The 18,234-nt window shown below is 63.8% G+C and carries 12 protein-coding genes; 3 read left to right on the top strand and 9 right to left on the bottom strand.

Translation table 11 applies throughout. The features are described from left to right. The first annotated feature begins 7 nt into the window (after window positions 1-7). Together der and C2U37_RS21570 are read left to right on the top strand one after the other, a co-directional pair. Entirely contained in the window at window positions 8-1,504 is a 1,497-nt protein-coding gene (gene der / locus C2U37_RS21575) for a ribosome biogenesis GTPase Der (protein ID WP_104453032.1), read from the top strand. Window positions 1,505-1,628: 124 nt separating this feature from the next. Continuing rightward, window positions 1,629-1,859 carry a zinc ribbon domain-containing protein gene (locus C2U37_RS21570; protein ID WP_104453031.1) on the top strand — a complete coding sequence of 77 codons (231 nt, stop codon included), beginning with the start codon at window positions 1,629-1,631 and terminating at the stop codon, window positions 1,857-1,859. A 322-nt stretch (window positions 1,860-2,181) separates the two neighbouring features. On the opposite strand, the gene mltF is transcribed toward C2U37_RS21570, so the two are convergent. Beyond that, window positions 2,182-3,675: a membrane-bound lytic murein transglycosylase MltF gene (mltF, locus tag C2U37_RS21565; protein ID WP_042880710.1), complete on the bottom strand. Its 1,494-nt coding sequence runs from the start codon at window positions 3,673-3,675 to the stop codon at window positions 2,182-2,184. 149 nt (window positions 3,676-3,824) lie between these two features. Here mltF and purL point away from each other — a divergent pair, with 149 nt between their 5' ends. Beyond that, window positions 3,825-7,718: a phosphoribosylformylglycinamidine synthase gene (purL, locus tag C2U37_RS21560; RefSeq protein WP_104453030.1), complete on the top strand. Its 3,894-nt coding sequence runs from the start codon at window positions 3,825-3,827 to the stop codon at window positions 7,716-7,718. A gap of 268 nt (window positions 7,719-7,986) precedes the next feature. On the opposite strand, the gene nuoN is transcribed toward purL, so the two are convergent. From nuoN to nuoG, 8 genes are all read right to left on the bottom strand, one after another. Further along, window positions 7,987-9,450: an NADH-quinone oxidoreductase subunit NuoN gene (nuoN, locus tag C2U37_RS21555; protein WP_104453029.1), complete on the bottom strand. Its 1,464-nt coding sequence runs from the start codon at window positions 9,448-9,450 to the stop codon at window positions 7,987-7,989. Window positions 9,451-9,493: 43 nt separating this feature from the next. Next, window positions 9,494-11,011, bottom strand: coding sequence for an NADH-quinone oxidoreductase subunit M (gene nuoM, locus C2U37_RS21550; protein WP_010675038.1), 1,518 nt, complete (start codon window positions 11,009-11,011; stop codon window positions 9,494-9,496). A gap of 69 nt (window positions 11,012-11,080) precedes the next feature. Further along, the gene (gene nuoL, locus C2U37_RS21545; protein ID WP_039038714.1) at window positions 11,081-12,928 is read right to left on the bottom strand and encodes an NADH-quinone oxidoreductase subunit L; all 1,848 of its coding nucleotides are present in this window, start codon (window positions 12,926-12,928) and stop codon (window positions 11,081-11,083) included. After that, window positions 12,925-13,233, bottom strand: a complete 309-nt coding sequence (gene nuoK / locus C2U37_RS21540; RefSeq protein WP_010675036.1) for an NADH-quinone oxidoreductase subunit NuoK — start codon at window positions 13,231-13,233, stop codon at window positions 12,925-12,927. The genes nuoL and nuoK overlap by 4 nt, the downstream gene beginning before the upstream one ends. A gap of 79 nt (window positions 13,234-13,312) precedes the next feature. Beyond that, window positions 13,313-13,852: an NADH-quinone oxidoreductase subunit J gene (gene nuoJ, locus C2U37_RS21535; protein WP_010675035.1), complete on the bottom strand. Its 540-nt coding sequence runs from the start codon at window positions 13,850-13,852 to the stop codon at window positions 13,313-13,315. Between the two features lie 9 nt (window positions 13,853-13,861). Then, window positions 13,862-14,404 (bottom strand): NADH-quinone oxidoreductase subunit NuoI, encoded by a 543-nt coding sequence (gene nuoI / locus C2U37_RS21530; protein WP_010675034.1) that lies wholly within the window; start codon window positions 14,402-14,404, stop codon window positions 13,862-13,864. Between the two features lie 90 nt (window positions 14,405-14,494). Next, the gene (gene nuoH, locus C2U37_RS21525) at window positions 14,495-15,460 is read right to left on the bottom strand and encodes an NADH-quinone oxidoreductase subunit NuoH (protein WP_010675033.1); all 966 of its coding nucleotides are present in this window, start codon (window positions 15,458-15,460) and stop codon (window positions 14,495-14,497) included. Then, on the bottom strand, window positions 15,457-18,186 hold the full coding sequence (gene nuoG, locus C2U37_RS21520; protein ID WP_104453028.1) for an NADH-quinone oxidoreductase subunit NuoG: 2,730 nt from the start codon (window positions 18,184-18,186) through the stop codon (window positions 15,457-15,459). The genes nuoH and nuoG overlap by 4 nt, the downstream gene beginning before the upstream one ends. Between the last annotated feature and the right edge of the window lie 48 nt (window positions 18,187-18,234).

Raw genomic sequence — 18,234 nt, 5'->3', positions numbered from 1 at the left:
GGCTTTTATGACTCCTGTAGTTGCCCTGGTGGGCCGCCCCAACGTGGGGAAATCCACCCTGTTTAACCGCCTGACCCGTACCCGGGATGCCCTGGTTGCCGACTTCCCCGGCCTGACCCGGGACCGCAAATATGGCCAGGCGAAGCTGGGCGAGCTGGAATTTATCGTGGTCGATACCGGCGGTATCGATGGCACCGAGGAGGGGATCGAGCTGAAGATGGCCGAGCAGTCCCTGCTGGCCATCGAAGAGGCCGATGTGGTGCTCTTCATGGTGGATGCCCGTGCCGGTCTCACCGCGGCGGATCAGGCCATCGCCGAGCACCTGCGCAAGACCCACAAGAAGGTGTTTCTGGTGGCCAACAAGACCGACGGCATCGACGGTGACTCCGCGGTGTCCGAGTTCTACGGTCTGGCCCTGGGCGAGGTCTACCAGATGGCGGCCGCCCACGGCCGTGGCGTACTGAGCCTGCTGGAGCTGGCCCTAGCCCCTCACCTCGAGACCCTGGTCGGCTCTGCCACCGAGGCACAAGAGGAAGAGGAGCTGGAGGAGTTCGACGAAGAGGCCCTGCTGCGCATGGTGGCCGCTGGTGAGCTCGACACCCGGGAAGACACCAAGGAGACGCCGTTCGCCGACCTGCCCATCAAATTTGCTATCGTCGGTCGCCCCAACGTTGGCAAATCCACCCTGACCAACCGCATGCTGGGTGAAGATCGGGTCATCGTCTACGACATGCCGGGTACCACCCGCGACTCCGTCTACATCCCCATGGAGCGCGACGATCAGAAATACGTGGTCATCGACACCGCCGGCGTGCGTCGCCGTGGCAAGGTGCACGAGACGGTGGAGAAGTTCTCCGTCATCAAGACGCTCAAGGCGATTGAAGATGCCAACGTCTGCCTGCTGGTCATTGACGCCCGGGAGACCGTCACGGATCAGGACTTGAGCATCCTCGGCTTCGTGCTCAACAGCGGCCGCTCCGTGGTACTGGTGGTCAACAAGTGGGACGGCCTGGATCAGAAGGTGAAAGAGGACGTCAAGAACGAGCTGGACAGACGCCTGGGCTTCATCGACTTCGCCCGGGTGCACTTCATCTCCGCCTTGCACGGCAGTGGCGTCGGTCACCTGTTCGAATCCATCAACGAGGCTTACGAGTCCGCGACTCGCCGCACCAGCACCGCCATGCTGACCCGCATCATGCAGATGGCACAGGAAGATCACCAGCCGCCCATGGTGAACGGTCGCCGGGTCAAGCTGAAGTATGCCCACGCCGGTGGTTACAACCCGCCGCGCATCGTGATCCACGGCAACCAGTTGAACGACCTGCCTGACTCCTACAAGCGCTACCTCATCAACTACTTCCGCAAGTCGTTGAAGATCATGGGGACCCCGATCCGGGTGGAGTTCCAGGAGTCGGTCAACCCGTTCGAGGGCAAGAAGAACACCCTGACCCTGAGCCAGGAACGCCAGCGCAAGCGCCTGCTCAAGGCCAAAGCGAAGAAATAAAGCCCTGCGGCTGCCCTTACCGGCAGCCGTTTTTATTGGTGGCCCTCCTCAGGGCAGACAAACCGGGGGAGGGGCTGCGAGTGACGCCGGTGCACAGTGACGTAACAGAGGAGTCGAGAAGAGAATGAACACGCTGACCTGCCCTGCCTGTCAGGGTGAACTGGACAGCCGCAGCCGCGAGACGACGTGTGGCCAGTGTCAGGCCCATTATCGCATCCGGGCCCTGTGTCCTGCCTGCGGGCAGGAGCTGGAGCGGCTTCGGGCTTGCGGCGCGGTGGATTATTTTTGCAACCACTGCAACACCCTGGTCTCCAAGCGCACCGTTCTGTTTGAAGCGCAGCCTGACAAGGCATAAAAAAACCCGGCTGATGCCGGGTTTATACTGTGTGCTCCGCTATCAGCAGCGTGAAGGAGCGGTTTCTGTGCCAGATCTTGCGTTTCATGTCGGCCAGCTTGAGCTTGCGTCTCGGGCTCCAGGCACATTTGGTTTTTCGGGCCAACATGGCTCTTCTGCGTGCTCGCATCCTGTTCTCCTCCCTGGTCTTGCGTGGGGCCGAAAGGGCCCTTGGCAGGAACTGCAACGCAATGAATACATTGCAATAAGTTCGCTCCAGCGCCCCTCGTATACCCAAGGATGGTAACAGAGAACAGAGCAGGAAAACACACCCCCGGCGAGGCTAGGGGGTGATGATCTGTTTGACCACTTCGGCGATGATGGCCGGACGCTGTGCCGGCACGTCCGGCTCGCTGCTGTCGTCCTCGTCCAGCTCCTCCCGACGATGGGCCTTCTGCTGTTCGTTGTCGAGCCAGAGCAGGCTCTGGTAGTACTGGCGCACGTTGTTGACATAGTTGCGCGCCTCGCCGCCACGGGCATAGCCATAGCGTACCTTGCGATGCCAGCGTGACTGCTGCAGCAGCGGCAACACCTCTTTCACGTCGCTCCAGGCGTCCGGGTTCTTGCCCAGCTCCTTGGTCAGGCGGCGGGCATCCATCATGTGGCCGTAGCCGATGTTGTAGGCGGTGAGGGCAAACCACACTTTCTCGTCCGCCGGGACCGAGTCGGGCACCTTCGCCATCATCTCCTGCAGGTAGCGGGCGCCCCCCTTGATGCTCTCTTCCGGGTGGGTGCGATCGTTTACCCCCATCGCCTTGGCGGTCGGACCGGTGAGCATCATCATGCCACGCACCCCGGTGTAGGAGCGAGCCTGGGGATCCCAGTGGGATTCCTGATAGCTGATGGCGGCCAGCAGCCGCCAGTCGATATCCTTGGCGTGGGTCTGGAACAGCGCCTGGTACTTGGGCAGCAGGCTCTTGGCCCGTTGCAGGAAGGTACGGGTGTCGACGAAGTCGAAGTTCTGCACGTGGCCGAAGTACTTCTCGTCGAGCTTGGCGATGGCGCCATCCATGAAGCGCTGACCGAAGAAGTCGATGATGCTGGCGTAGAGACTGTCGTCGGGCAGCTTGGTCATGGCCCAGGCCACGGTCTGCTTGCTGGCGAGGGTCAAGCCTTCGGTGAGTTCGGGGTAGTAGCGCTGGGTACGGGCCAGTATGGTGTCCTGCACCACGGTGTAGTCCACCTTGCCGTCGGCGACCTGCTTGAGCAGCTCCTCCACGTCCGCATCCCGATTGGTGCTCCACTTCAGGTTGGGGTACTGCTTGGCCAGCTCCTTCATCAGGTCCTCGCCGGTGGAGCCCGCCGGCACCACTATGCTGCCCTTGATGTCACCGAGGTTCTTGGGCCTGGGGGAGCCGTTGCGATAGACCAGCTTGGGGGAGACCTGGTAGAAGCCGGGGCCGAAGCGGAACAGCTTGCGCCGCTCCGGGGTCACGACGATGGCGGCGGCGGCGAGATCCAGCTTGCCCTTTTGCAGTTGCTCGACCAGCTCGGCGGTGCTGTAGGCCGGTACTATGGTCAGCTTGACCCCCAGCCAGTCGGCGTAAAGCTGCGCCAGCTCGTAGTCGAACCCCAGTGCGGTGTCGTCACGCTGGTAATAGGAAGTGGGGCCATAGAGGGTGCCAACCCGGATCTCGCCTCGCTGGCGGATCTGCTCCAGTTGGCTGGAGGGGTGGTAGAAGTCGCAACCGGCCAGGGCCAGCGTCAACATCATCCCGATGAACAGTCGAAAAATGCAGCGCAAGTAGGTGAGTACCCTTGTTGAAAAAAACGGCATTTGTCAAAAAAGAGGCACCTTTATACCAGAGAGTATGAAGGGAGTCACACCGCGCGAGATGAGAAAAACGTTTGTTCAGGATGGGCCTGATCCCTATAATACGCGCGTCTCAAATCCCCCCACACTCTAAAACTTGGTGAGAAAGGTATATGGAAATCTTGCGTGGTGCCCCAGCACTGTCTGAGTTTCGTGTCCACAAGCTGCTGCAGAGCTGCGCACAGAGAGGAGTAGAGATAGCAAGCGTCTATGCGGAATACGTGCATTTTGCCAAGCTGACGAGCCCGCTGTCGCCCCCCGAGCGAGCGACCTTGGGCCAGCTTCTGCGCTACGGCCCGACCATCCCGGAACACACCCCCAGCGGTCAGCTGTTCCTCGTTACCCCCCGCCCCGGCACTATCTCCCCCTGGTCTTCCAAAGCAACCGACATCGCCCACAACTGCGGCCTGAAACAGGTCAAGCGGCTGGAGCGCGGCATTGCCTATTACGTGCAGGCCAAGGGTGAGCTGAGCGTGGCCCAGCGTAGCGAGATCGCGGCCCTGCTGCACGATCGCATGATGGAAGTGGTCTTTGCCGAGATGAACGAGGCCGCCGCCCTGTTTGCTCACCACGAGCCGCGCCCCTTTACCCAGGTAGATGTGCTGGGTGGTGGTCGCGCCGCCCTGGCAGCGGCCAACGTGACCCTGGGTCTGGCCCTGGCCGATGACGAAATAGATTACTTGGTGACCAACTTCACCCGGCTGGGTCGCAATCCCAACGACATCGAGCTCTACATGTTTGCCCAGGCGAACTCCGAGCACTGCCGCCACAAGATCTTCAACGCCGACTGGACCATCGACGGCGAACAGCAGCCCAAGTCGCTGTTCAAGATGATCAAGAACACCTTCGAGCAGACGCCGGATCATGTCCTGTCTGCCTACAAAGACAACGCCGCGGTGATGGAAGGCAGCCAGGGTGGCCGCTTCTTCCCGAGCCCCGCCAACGGTGAGTACCAGTATCACCAGGAGCGCGTCGACATCCTGATGAAGGTGGAGACCCACAACCACCCGACCGCCATCTCTCCCTTCCCGGGTGCCGCCACCGGCTCCGGCGGCGAAATCCGCGATGAGGGTGCGACAGGCCGTGGCGCCAAACCCAAGGCGGGCCTGGTGGGCTTCTCCGTCTCCAACCTGCGCATCCCCGGTTTCGAGCAGCCCTGGGAGCAGGACTTCGGCAAGCCGAGCCGCATCGTCAGCGCCTTTGACATCATGCAGGAAGGGCCCCTTGGCGGCGCCGCCTTCAACAACGAATTCGGTCGCCCTGCCATCCTGGGTTACTTCCGTACCTTCGAAGAGCAGGTGCCGAGCCACAACGGCGTCGAGGTGCGCGGCTACCACAAGCCCATCATGCTGGCGGGCGGTATCGGCAACATCCGCAGCGAGCACGTCCAGAAAGGGGAGATCCCGGTGGGGGCGGCCCTCATCGTGCTGGGTGGTCCGGCCATGAACATCGGCCTGGGTGGCGGAGCCGCCTCCTCCATGGCGTCAGGTCAGTCTGCCGAAGATCTCGACTTCGCCTCCGTGCAGCGTGACAACCCCGAGATGGAGCGTCGTTGCCAGGAAGTGATCGACCGCTGCTGGCAACTGGGGGACGACAACCCCATCGTCTTCATCCACGACGTGGGCGCCGGTGGTCTCTCCAACGCCATGCCGGAGCTGGTGAGCGACGGGGAGCGCGGTGGTCGCTTCGACTTGCGTGCCATTCCGAATGACGAGCCGGGCATGAGCCCGCTGGAAGTCTGGTGCAACGAATCCCAGGAGCGCTATGTGCTGGCCGTGGCCCAGGACAAGCTGCCTCTGTTCAAGGCCTTGTGCGAGCGCGAACGCGCCCCCTATGCCGTCATCGGCACCGCCACCGAAGAGAAGCATCTCACTCTCTCTGATGATCACTTTGACAACCAGCCCATCGATCTGCCGCTGGACGTGCTGCTTGGCAAGGCGCCCAAGATGCACCGCGACGTGCAGAGCCTGCCCGCTCAGGGCAAGGCGCTGCAACTGGACGGCATCACCCTCAGCGACGCCGCCGAGCGCGTGCTGCGCCTGCCGACGGTGGCGGAGAAGTCCTTCCTCATCACCATCGGCGATCGCACCGTAACGGGCCTCGTCAACCGCGACCAGATGGTCGGCCCCTGGCAGATCCCGGTGGCCGACTGCGCCGTCACCGCCGCGACCTACGACAGCTACCACGGTGAAGCCATGTCCATGGGCGAGCGCACCCCGGTGGCGCTGCTCTCTCATGCCGCCTCCGCCCGCATGGCGGTGGCCGAGGCCTTGACCAACCTGGCACCGGCCAATATCGGCTCCCTCAAGCGGGTCAAGCTCTCCGCCAACTGGATGTCCGCAGCCGGGCACCCGGGGGAAGATGCGGGTCTCTACGAAGCCGTGAAAGCGGTGGGCGAAGAGCTCTGCCCGGCCCTTGGCATCACCATCCCGGTGGGCAAGGACTCCATGTCCATGAAGACCCGCTGGCAGCAGGACGGCGAGGAGCGCAGCGTCACCTCGCCGCTCTCCCTGCTCATCTCCGCCTTTGCCCGGGTCGAGGACGTGCGCAATACCGTGACCCCGCAACTGCGCACCGATCTCGGTGAGACCGACCTTATCCTCATCGACCTTGGCAACGGCAAGCAGCGCCTCGGCGCCTCGGCCCTGGCCCAGGTCTATCGCCAGCTTGGGCAAAGCGCTCCGGATCTGGACAACCCGGTCCAGCTCAAGGGCTTCTTCAACGCCATCCAGGCGCTGGTGGCGGATCGCAAGCTGATTGCCTACCACGACCGCTCCGACGGCGGCCTCTTCGTCACCCTGACCGAGATGGCGTTTGCCGGTCACTGCGGCCTCGACATCCAGCTCGATCGCGTGGGTGGCGACCTGCTGCCGGCCCTGTTCAACGAGGAGCTGGGTGCCGTCATCCAGGTTCGTCGCGAAGACAAGGAGGCGGTGCTGACCCTGCTGGCCGGTCACGGTCTGGCAGCCTGCTCCCATGTGCTGGGCACGGTGCGCGAAGACGACCTCATCCTGTTCCAGCGTGCCGGCAGCGAAGTGTATCGCGCCAGCCGCACCGCCCTTCGCACCATCTGGGGCGAGACCAGCTGGCAGATGCAGCGCCTGCGGGACAACCCGGAGTGCGCCGATCAGGAGCATGCCGCCCGCCAGGACGCCACCGACCCGGGTCTGCAGGCCAGGCTCACCTACAACCCGTCCGACGACGTGGCCGCGCCCTATATCGCTCGCGGGGTTTCTCCCCGTCTGGCGGTGCTGCGCGAGCAGGGGGTCAACTCCCACGTGGAGATGGCGGCCGCCTTTGACCGCGCCGGCTTCACCGCTGTCGACGTGCACATGAGCGACATCCTCGAGGGGCGCATCAAGCTGGAAGATTTCCAGACCCTGGTGGCCTGTGGCGGCTTCTCCTACGGCGACGTGCTGGGGGCGGGCGAAGGCTGGGCCAAGTCCATCCTGTTCAACGACAACGCCCGTGAGCAGTTCCAGCGCTTCTTCGAGCGCGGCGATACCCTCTCCTTGGGCGTGTGCAACGGCTGTCAGATGATGTCCAACCTGCGCGACCTCATCCCGGGGGCGGATCTCTGGCCGCGCTTCGTGCGCAACCGCTCCGAGCGCTTCGAGGCGCGCTTTAGCCTGGTGGAAGTGCAGAACTCCCCGTCCGCCTTCTTCGCCGGGATGGCGGGCTCCGTGATGCCGATTGCCGTCTCCCACGGGGAAGGGCGTGTGGAAGTGCGCGATGCCGCTCACCTGGCTGCGCTGCAACAGAGCGGTCTGGTGGGGCTGCGTTTCGTGGACAACCGCGGCAACGTCACCGTGCAATACCCGGCCAACCCCAACGGCTCCCCTGACGGTATCACCGCGGTGACCAGTGCGGACGGTCGCGCGACCATCATGATGCCGCACCCGGAGCGGGTGTTCCGCACCGTGGCCAACTCCTGGCACCCGGACAACTGGGGCGAGGATGGCGCCTGGATGCGCATGTTCCGCAATGCTCGGGTCCGTCTGGGCTAAGCGTCAGCAAGAAACCAAAAACCGGCCCTTGTGGCCGGTTTTTTTATGGGCGTGGATCTGAGAATGGAGAGGGCAGGAGAGGACGAGCACGATGGGGGCGAGGCCGTCTTCAGCTCGCTGCTCCGCCAGCCGCTTGCTGGAGGATATGGGATGGATTGAGGGAGCCGATCTGGTATCGCCTGCCAGACGGGCAAGCCGGACCGAGCCTTGGCGGACATAAAAAAACCGGCCACGGAGGCCGGTTTTGCTGTGTGAGCTGAACCTGAGGCTAGCGCAGCACCACGTGTTGGAAGCCCTGCACCAGGCTGATGACGGGCTGGGGGTAGATGCCGAGCAATACCACCAGAATGGCGGAGAGCAGCACCACCAGGCCCCCGGAGGAGAAGGCCCAGTCGGCCCTGGCATCGCGCAGTTGCATGCCGGGTTCACGCAGGTAGAGGGTGACCATGACCCGCAGGTAGTAGTAGAGCCCCAGGGCACTGCCGAGCACGATGGCGCCACTGAGCCACCACAGCTTGGCATCGACGGTGACGCCGATGAGGTAGAACTTGCCGATGAACCCCAGCGTCATGGGGATACCCGCGAGGGAGAGCATCATCACCGTCATCACCGCCGTCAGATAGGGGCGCTTCCAGAACAGACCGCGATAACTGTGCAGGGAGTCCGCATCCTTGCCGCGATAGGGGCTGGACATCATGCTGATGACGCCGAAGGCCCCCAGGCTGGTGAACAGGTACATCAGCAGGTAGACACCCGCCGCTTCCACCGGCATCTCGCCGAGGCGGCTTGCCACCACCACTGCCAGCAGATAGCCGAAGTGAGAGATGGAGGAGTAACCCATCATCCGCTTGATGTTGGTCTGGATCAGCGCCAGGAGGTTGCCGACCACGATGGAGATGACTGCCATGGCCGCCAGCAGCCAGTGGATCATGGGATCCGAGGTGGCGGGTACTGCCAGGTAGAAGCGCAGCAGCACGCAGAACACGGCTATCTTGCTCACGGTGGCGAGGAAGGTGGCCACCGGTGCCGGCGCCCCTTCATAGACGTCCGGGGTCCAGAGGTGGAAGGGGGCGAGGGACAGCTTGAACGCAAAACCGACCAGCATCAGGCCAAAGCCCCCCATCAGCAGCGGATGGTGAGCCGGGCTCTGGGCCAGGGTCACACCGAGATCGCTGAAGCTCAGGCTTCCGGCCTGGGCGTAGAGCAGTGCCATGCCGAACAGCAGGAAGGCGGTGGCACTGGCGGAGAGCACCATGTACTTGATGCTGGCTTCCAGCGAGTGCCGCTCGCGATAGGCATACCCCACCAGACCGAACATGGGCAGGGTCAGCATCTCGATCCCGATGAAGAGCGAGGCGAGGTGACGGGAGGCCGCCAGCACCAGACCACCTGAGGTGGCGATGAGCAGCAGCAGGTAGAACTCTTCCCGGTTGTCCGGATAGCCCTTGAGCCAGGTGCGACCGAAGGTACAGGTGGCCAGGGCCCCGATGAGCACCAGCCCCATGTAGAAGACCGCGTAAGCGTCCACTTGCAGCAGGGGAGTGACCCCCTGATCCCCCTGGGCCATCACGATGGGCAGGGAGAAGAGCGCGAGGTTGAGGCCGATGATGGTGACCACGAAGGCGGTGTCGTCACAGCGCTTCCAGGCGATGGCCAGCATCAGGGCCACCATGGCCCCCGTGGTCAGCAACAGGGGCAGCAGGGCCAGCAGTTGAGAAACAGTAAACGTCATGACAGTGCTCCCGACATGGACAAGGAAGGCGAAAGAGAAAGCATCATTGCAGCGCCCCCGTGCCCGGCAGCGCGTACCAGTGCAGCACGCTCAGGAGGCTGCTGCTGGCGGTGTCGAGCACCGGCTGGGGATAGAGACCGAGCAGCACCAAGAGGCCGGCGATGGTCAGCATCATGGTCAGTTCCCGGGTATCCAGCCCCTTGAGCATGCTCTCCTCACGGGGCGTCCCGAAGCAGGCCCGCTGCAGCATGATGAGGGAGTAGACCGAGGCCAGCACCAGCCCGAAGGTGGCGATGACGGTGATGACGGGGGCCACCTGGAAGCTGCCGATGAGGATCAGGAACTCGCCGACGAAGTTGCCGGTCCCCGGCATCCCGAGGGATGCGACGGAGAAGAACAGCATCACGCCGGGCAGGTAGCGCAACCGTCCCCAGAGACCGCCCATCTGGCGCAGATCCCGGGTGTGCAGGCGCTCGTAGAGCTGGCCGCACAGGATGAAGAGGCCGGCGGCCGAGAGCCCGTGGGCAATCATCTGTACCACTGCCCCTTGCAGGGCGAGCTCGCTGCCGGAGTAAATGGCGATCATCACGAAGCCCATGTGGGAGATGCTGGTGTAGGCAACCAGCCGCTTGATATCGGTCTGGGCAAAGGCCAGCAGGGCGCCATAGACGATGCCGATGAGGCCGAGCACCATGGCGTAGGGGGCAAACTCGGCGGACGCCTCGGGGAAAAGCGGCAGAGTGAAGCGCAGCAGGCCGTAGGCCGCGGTTTTCAGCAAGATGCCCGCGAGATCCACGGAGCCTGCGGTGGGCGCCTGGCTGTGGGCATCAGGGAGCCAGCCATGGAGCGGCACCAGGGGCATCTTGACCGCGAAGGCGATGAAGAAGCCCAGCATCAGCAGCCACTGTACCGTGCTGCTCATGGGGGTGTTGAGCAGTTCCTGATAGTTGAAGGTGAAGACACCGGTGGCGGCGTGGTGGGTCAGTACCAGGCCCAGGATGGCCACCAGCATGATGAGGCCGCTCGCCTGGGTGTAGATGAAGAACTTGGTGGCGGCGTTGATGCGCGACTTGCCATCGGTGACCGAGTGGCCCCAGAGCGCGATCAGGAAGTACATCGGCACCAGCATCATCTCCCAGAAGAAGAAGAAGAGGAACAGATCCACCGCCATGAAGACGCCGAGCACGCCCCCCAGGATCCACAGCAGGTTGAGGTGGAAGAAGCCGATGCGCTGGACGATCTCCTTCCAGGAACAGAGGATGGCCAGCACGCCGATGAAGCTGGTGAGGATCACCATCAGGAGCGACAGCCCGTCCACGGCGAGGTGCAGGGAGATGCCGAAGCGGGGGATCCAGGGTTGTTGCCACTCGGCTGCCCAGACGGGGAGGCCGGGGTTGGCGAGGGTGAAGTCACCACCGAGCCAGATGGCGCTGGAGAGCACCAGACAGGCGCTCATGGAGGCGAGGGCCACCCAGCGGACAAACTGTCCGCCGAGCCGCTCCATCTGCCAGCAGAGCAAGCCGCCGATGAAGGGAATTAGCAAGATCCAGAGTAAGGTCACGATATCAGCTCTCATCTAGGTTCTAGTCGGGCAGGCGCTGAGCCTGCCACACAATATTGGGCTCATGGATCAGCCGAGCAGCAGCAGGGCCAGGATCAGGGCGGCGCCCATCCCCATGGAGGCTGCGTACCAGCGCAACTTGCCGGAGACGGTCCAGGCCAGCAGCTGATGCCCCCCCTGGGCCAGCACGGCGGGCAGGTTCATCATCCTGTCCAGCGGGTCCTTGCCGAGCAGGCGAGTCGCCAGCAGGTAGGGTTTGACCCAAATCAGGTCATAAAGCCAGTCAAAGCCCCAGGCATTGAACCAGAGGGTGGACAGAGCCCGCCCCGGCGCACTCTGTGCGATCCCCTTCGCCAGGCGACGTTCGCCGAGGAAGAGGAAGGCGGCCAGCGCAATGCCTGCCACGGCGATGACGCCGGAGAGGATCTCGAGGCCATGGCGTCCCTCTTCGATGTGATCCCCGGGGCCTGCCGGCAGTACTCCGGCGAGCGGCGGCACGATGAGGGCGCCGACGCCGGTGGAGAGCACCAGCAGCACCAGCAGTGGCAGATGGTGGGCAAGGCCGTGACCTTTGTGCGCCTCGGTCTGCGCCTTGCCGTGGAAGGCGATGAAGATGAGGCGGAAGGTGTAGAGGGAGGTCAGGAAAGCCCCCCCCAGACCGGCCCACAGCAGGGCGCTCTGGCCACTGGCCTGCACCTGCCAGAGGATGGCGTCCTTACTGTAGAAACCGGCGGTCACCAGCGGCAGCGCGGCCAGGGCCGAGCCCCCCACCAGGAAGCAGGCATAGACCAGTGGCAGCGATTTGCGCAGCCCCCCCATCTTGAAGATGTTCTGTTCGTGGTGGGTCGCGACGATGACGGCCCCGGCGGAGAGGAACAAGAGCGCCTTGAAGAAGGCGTGGGTCATCAGGTGGAAGATGGCCCCTTCCCAGGCACCGACCCCCAGGGCCAGGAACATGTAGCCTATCTGGCTCATGGTGGAGTAGGCCAGGATCCGCTTGATGTCGGTCTGCACCAGCGCCGCAAAGCCTGCCAGCACTAGCGTGATGGCACCGACCAGCGCTACCAGATGGAGGATCTCGGGAGCCAGCAGGAAGAGGCCGTGGGTGCGGGCGATGAGGTAGACACCGGCGGTCACCATGGTGGCCGCGTGGATCAGCGCCGAGACCGGGGTCGGGCCCGCCATGGCGTCCGCCAGCCAGGTCTGCAGCGGCAGCTGGGCGGATTTGCCGACCGCGCCGCCGAGCAGCATCAGGCAGGCAAACGACAGGGCAGGGGAGCCGTCGGCAAACATCGCAGGGGCTCGCACCAGCAGCTCGTGAATGTTGAGGGTGCCGAGCTCGCGATAGAGCACGAAGAGCCCGATGGCGAGGAAGACGTCGCCGACCCGGGTCACCACGAACGCCTTGAGGGCGGCGGCGCCGTTGTTGCGATCTTTGTAGTAGAAGCCGATCAGCAGGTAGCTGCACAGCCCCACCCCTTCCCAGCCCAGGTAGACGAACAGCAGGTCATCGGCCAGCACCAGGAACAGCATGCTGGCGATGAAGAGGTTGGTGTAGGTGAAGAAGCGTGAATACCCCTCTTCCCCGCGCATGTACCAGGAGGCGAACAGGTGGATGAAGAAGCCCACCCCGGTCACGACCCCCAGCATGGTCAGCGACAGCCCGTCCAGGGAGAGACGGAAGGCGGGCTGGAACTCGCCCACCGTCATCCACTGCCACAGGGTCTGGGTATAGACGCCGCCTTCCGGCATGGTATTGAGAAAATCGATGCCGACCCACAGGGTAGTGAGGGCCGAGAGACCGATGCTGCCGACACCGATGAGCGCCGAGGTGCGCTCGCCGAGGCGGCCGAGGGAGAAGGCCAGCAGCAGCCATCCCAGCAGCGGGAACAGGAAAGTCAGATATAGGAGGCTCATCCGCGCATCTCGCTCACAGTGTCCACGTTCAGGGTGTGGTAACGACGATAGAGCAGCAGTAACAGGGCGAGGCCGATACTGGCCTCCGCTGCCGCCAGAGAAATCACCAGTATGTACATGATCTGGCCGTCGGCCTGGGCCCAGCGGCTACCCGCCACCACGAACGCCAGGGCGGACGCGTTCATCATGATTTCGATACTCATGAGGATAAACAACAGGTTGCGGCGTATCAGCAGGCCGCACAGGCCGATGGCAAACAAAATGGCCGCCAGCAGGAGGCCGTGCTCCATGGGAATTCCACTCATCGCCATGCTCCTTGTGCTTGCTGGATGGAAAGGGGGCGGGCTGCCGGCAGCGAGCCATGCATCACCACGGGGATGTCGCTCATTGTTGACCTCCTTCCTGTGTGGTACGAGGCACGGAGAGCACTTCCCCGCTCTTGTCCTCGCGGCCCAGGTGATAGGCGGTGACCAGACCCGCCAGCAGCAGGATGGAGGCGAGCTCCACCGCCAGCACATAGGGGCCGAACAGGGCGATACCGACTTCCTTGGCGCTGACCTCGGTCAGACCCAGTTCACCGCCGGTCACGCCGAGAATGCCGTGGGCCAGAAAGCCCAGCAAAATGAGGGAGAGCAGGGCCGGGCCACCCCAGGTCATGGGGGTGAGCCACTTCTTCTCCTGATCCTGGGCGCTCCCCAGGTTCAGCATCATCACCACGAACACGAACAGCACCATGATGGCGCCGGCGTAGACGATCACCTGCAGGGCCCCCGCAAAGGCGGCGCCCAGGCAGAAGAAGATCATGGCCACGGCGATGAGGGAGATGATGAGATTGAGCAGCGCATGCATGGGGTTGCTGGTGCTGATCACCCGCAGCGTGCTGTAAACGGCGACCAGGGCCGCGGCATAGAATGCCAGTTCCATGATTGACTCCTAGGGCAGCAGGCTCTTGACATCGATGGGCTTGGCTTCGTTCTCGGCATCCCCTTTGGGTTTGCCGTCGATGGCCATCCCGCTCATGCGGTAGAAGTTGTAGTCCGGGTATTTGCCGGGGCCGCTTATCAGCAGATCTTCCTTCTCGTACACCAGATCCTGGCGACGATACTCCCCCATCTCGAAATCCGGCGTCAGCTGGATGGCGGTGGTGGGGCAGGCCTCCTCGCACAGGCCGCAGAAGATGCAGCGGGAGAAGTTGATGCGAAAGAACTCCGGGTACCAGCGACCATCTTCCCGCTCCGACTTCTGCAAGGAGATGCAACCGACCGGGCAGGCGACCGCACACAGGTTGCAAGCCACGCAGCGTTCGTCGCCGTCAGGATCCCGGGTCAGTACGATGCGACCGCGAAAACGGGGGGCGGCGTAGACCGGCTGCTCCGGGTAGCTCAGGGTTTCACGGGGGCGCCAGGCATGGGAGAAGACCATCCCAAGACTGCGCAACTGGGTGCCAACACCCTTGATAATGCTCGTAATTTTCATAGGTGCCTCACTGCACATTTATCAGCACTGGCGTCTGGGCGTTTCCTTGCCGCAGACGGCCGAATCATCGTCATGTCCATCTCGTTTTGCTCACGCATTCATCAGCACCACGGCAGCGGTGACCAGCATGTTGAGCAGGGTCAGGGGCAGGCACACTTTCCAGCCAAAGGACATCACCTGGTCGAAGCGCGGGCGGGGCAGGGAGGCCCGCAGCAGGATGAAGAACACCATGAAACAGGCGGTCTTCAGGGCGAACCAGATGAAGGGCGGCAGCCAGGGGCCGTGCCAGCCACCGAAGAAGAGGGTCACGATGAGGGAAGAGATCAGCACGATGCCGATGTACTCCCCCACGAAGAAGAGACCCCACTTCATGCCCGCGTACTCGATGTGATAGCCGTCGGCGAGCTCCTGCTCGGCCTCCGGCTGGTCAAACGGGTGGCGGTGGGTGACGGCGACCCCGGCAAACAGGAAGGTGACGAAGCCCAGGATCTGGGGGATCACGTTCCACATGCCGGCCTGGGCCTCGACGATGTCACGCAGGTTGAAGCTGCCGGTCTGGATGACGATGCCCATGAGCGAGAGGCCAAGGAACACCTCGTAGGAGAGGGTCTGGGCCGAGGCGCGCAGGCTGCCGAGCAGGGAGTACTTGTTGTTGCTCGACCAGCCTGCGAAGAGCACGGCATAGACCGCCAGCCCGGCGATCGCCAGGATATAGAGCAGCCCCACGTTGAGATCCGCCACGCCCCAGGTGGGGGTGATGGGTACCACCGCAAACGCCAGGATGAAGGCGGTGAAGGCGATGATGGGGGCCAGCACGAAGATCCGGCGATCCGCAAAGGGCGGGATCCAGTCCTCCTTGAAGAACATCTTGACCATGTCAGCCGCCAGTTGCAGCAGGCCGAAGGGGCCAACCCGGTTGGGGCCGTAACGGTCCTGCCACAGTGCCAGCAGGCGGCGCTCGATGAAGCTCATGAAGGCGCCAGCCCCCACGATCCCCACGAGTACGACCAGGGCCTTGCCGACCTCGATCAGCAGATCCATCAGAGAGTCGCTCATGCGATGACCTCCTGCAGGTTATCGATCAGGGCATGGTGCAGGGCGGTCGGCAGGCCGTTCACCCCGAGTGGCAACCCTGCCAGGCCCGGAGCCAGCGCATCGCTCAGACGAAGACGCAGGCGCCAGTGGTTGCCACCCCAGGAGAAGGCCACCAGTGCGTCAGGGGATAGTGCCAGGCGCGCGGCATCCGCCGGGTTCAGTACCAGGGTGGGTTCCCCCATGCGAGCCTGGATGACCGGGCTTCTGGCGGAGAGCTCCTCGCCACCGAACAGCTGGTCATAGCTCACCACCTGCAGGGATGCGGCGGGCTGGAAGGGGGCCGGGATGGTGCCAAACCAGCCCAGGTTGCCTTCGCCCGGCTCCAGCAGGCGGCGACCGGGATCCCCGGCACGCAGGTTGCCGCCCACCTCGTCCTGGAACTTGTTCCAGGCGGAGGGGGAGTTCCAGCCCGGCGCCCAGGCAAACGGTACCTGGGAGAGGGGCTGGCGGGAACCAGCGTAGCCTTCCATGGAGAAGGCGAACGGCGAATCGGGATCCTGGGCGACTCTGGGCTCGCTCACGTTCTGGTTTGCCAGCATGGAGGTTCGACCACTGTAGCGGTGCGGCTCCCGGGCGAGCTTCATGCCGCGAATGCGCAGGCCGGCGTTGGGTGCAGCTTCACCCATGGTGGTGAGCAGCGGGGCGCTGGCGGCGCAATCGCGACTCACATCGTCGAAGGTGTTCCAGCGAACCGAACGCGGTTGCTGGCTCCTTTGCAGGGCATCCAGCCAGCGCCAGCTCTCGCGCACCTGGATATCGGCGTTGTAGAAGGCGGGAGCATAGACCTGGAAGAAGCGCTGGGCGCGGCCTTCCATGTTCACCAGGGTGCCATCGCCTTCGGCAAAACTGGCGGCAGGTAGCACCAAATCCGCCTTCTTCGCGGTGGCCGTCTCCTGATGGTCGATGACCAGCAGGTGTTGCAGGCGATCCAGAGCGGCGTCCACCCGGCTGCGGGGGGCTCGGCGGTAGAGGTCGTTCTCAAGAACGACCAGGGCAAGTCTCTCTTCCCCTTCCATGCGCTCGAGGGCTGACTCCAGCGGGGCGGCATGCCGGGCCAGCATGGCCAGCCCCAGGCTGTTGGCTTCCTGAGCCACCAGGGCAAGCTCCGCGGCCTGGCCACGGCCCTTGAGGGCGCGGGCGATGTTGCTGGCCGCTTCGATCAGCGCCTGGCTGCGGGCACCATTGCCTGCGATGATGAGGGGCTTTTTGGCGTTGCCAAGCAGGTCGGCCCATTGGGCGGCGAGGGCCTGCTGTTCGGGGGAGAGAGCCGTTGGCGCAGGTGCACTGGCGTCCAGCAGATGGGCGATGGCAAACCCGAGGCGCGCCTGATCCGCGTGGGGGGCGTGCAGGGTGCTGCTCGCCACGTCATCCAGGCGGGTGGCATCCAGACTGGTGATGAGCAAGGGGTAGCGCTGGTTCTGGGCCAGGGTCTGCACGGCAGCGACCTGCCAGAGATCCACCTTCAGCTTGCGGGCAATGTCGCGCCCCTTGCCTTTCACCGCCTGGCGCAGGGCCAGGGCGATGCGGGCGGCGGTCTGGGTGACGTCTTCCCCGAGCACCAGCACGGCGTCGGCCTCTTCCATGTCGCGCAGGCTGGGAGTGCGCACACCGCCGTGCTCCAGAATGTCCAGCATCTTCTGCAGGCATTCCCATTCGCTCTGCTCGACCCCGGAGTAGAAGTTGGCGGCCCCCACCAGTTCGCGCAGGGCGAAGTTGCTCTCCAAGGAGGCGCGGGGTGAGCCGATGCCGATGACGCCGCTGGCGGTGCGCAGCGCATCCGCGGCCCGGTTCAGGGCACCATCCACCGTGATGGCCAGCTTGTCACTGCCATCCTGCAGCAGGGGCTGGCGCGGGCGGTCGGTCAGATTGACGTGACCGTAGCCAAAGCGGCCGCGATCGCAGAGGAAATAGTGGTTCAGGGCACCGTGGAAACGGTTCTCGATGCGGCGCAGCTCGCCGTAGCGCTCACCCGGGCTGATGTTGCAGCCGACCGAGCACCCCTGGCAGATGCTGGGGGCGAACTGCATGTCCCACTTGCGGTTGTAACGCTCGGAGTGGGTCTTGTCGGTGAAGACGCCGGTGGGACAGACCTCCACCAGGTTGCCGGAGAATTCGCTCTCCAGAGTGCCATCCTCGACCCGGCCGAAGTAGACGTTGTCATGGGCGCCATAGACCCCGAGATCCTCGCCACCGGCGTAATCCTTGTAATAGCGCACGCAGCGGTAGCAGGCGATGCAGCGGTTCATCTCGTGGTTGATGAAGGGGCCCAGATCCTGATTCTGGTGGGTGCGCTTGGTGAAACGGTAGCGGCGGCTGTTGTGGCCCGTCATCACCGTCATGTCCTGCAGGTGGCAGGCGCCACCCTCTTCACACACCGGGCAGTCGTGGGGATGGTTGGTCATCTGCCACTCCACCACCGTCTTGCGAAACTCCTTCGCCTCTTCATCCTCGATGGAGATATAGGTGCCATCGGTGGAAGGGGTCATGCAGGACATGACCAGGCGGCCGCGCTTGTCGTCGGCATTCTGATACTGTTTGACCGCGCACTGGCGGCAGGCACCGACGCTACCGAGCGCCGGGTGCCAGCAAAAATAGGGGACGTCCAGACCCAGCGACAGACAGGCTTGCAGCAGGTTGTCTGCACCGTCTACCTCGTACTCTTTACCGTCTACATGAATGGTTGCCATACAACTTCCCTGAAACCTGTTTTATGAAATCGGCTATTGCCCGATGCG

It is taken from the genome of Aeromonas sp. ASNIH1, from assembly GCF_002934285.1.
Classification (GTDB): domain Bacteria; phylum Pseudomonadota; class Gammaproteobacteria; order Enterobacterales; family Aeromonadaceae; genus Aeromonas; species Aeromonas caviae.
Note: the sequence above shows the minus strand (reverse complement) of the source record. Positions and strands in the feature narration are given on the sequence as shown.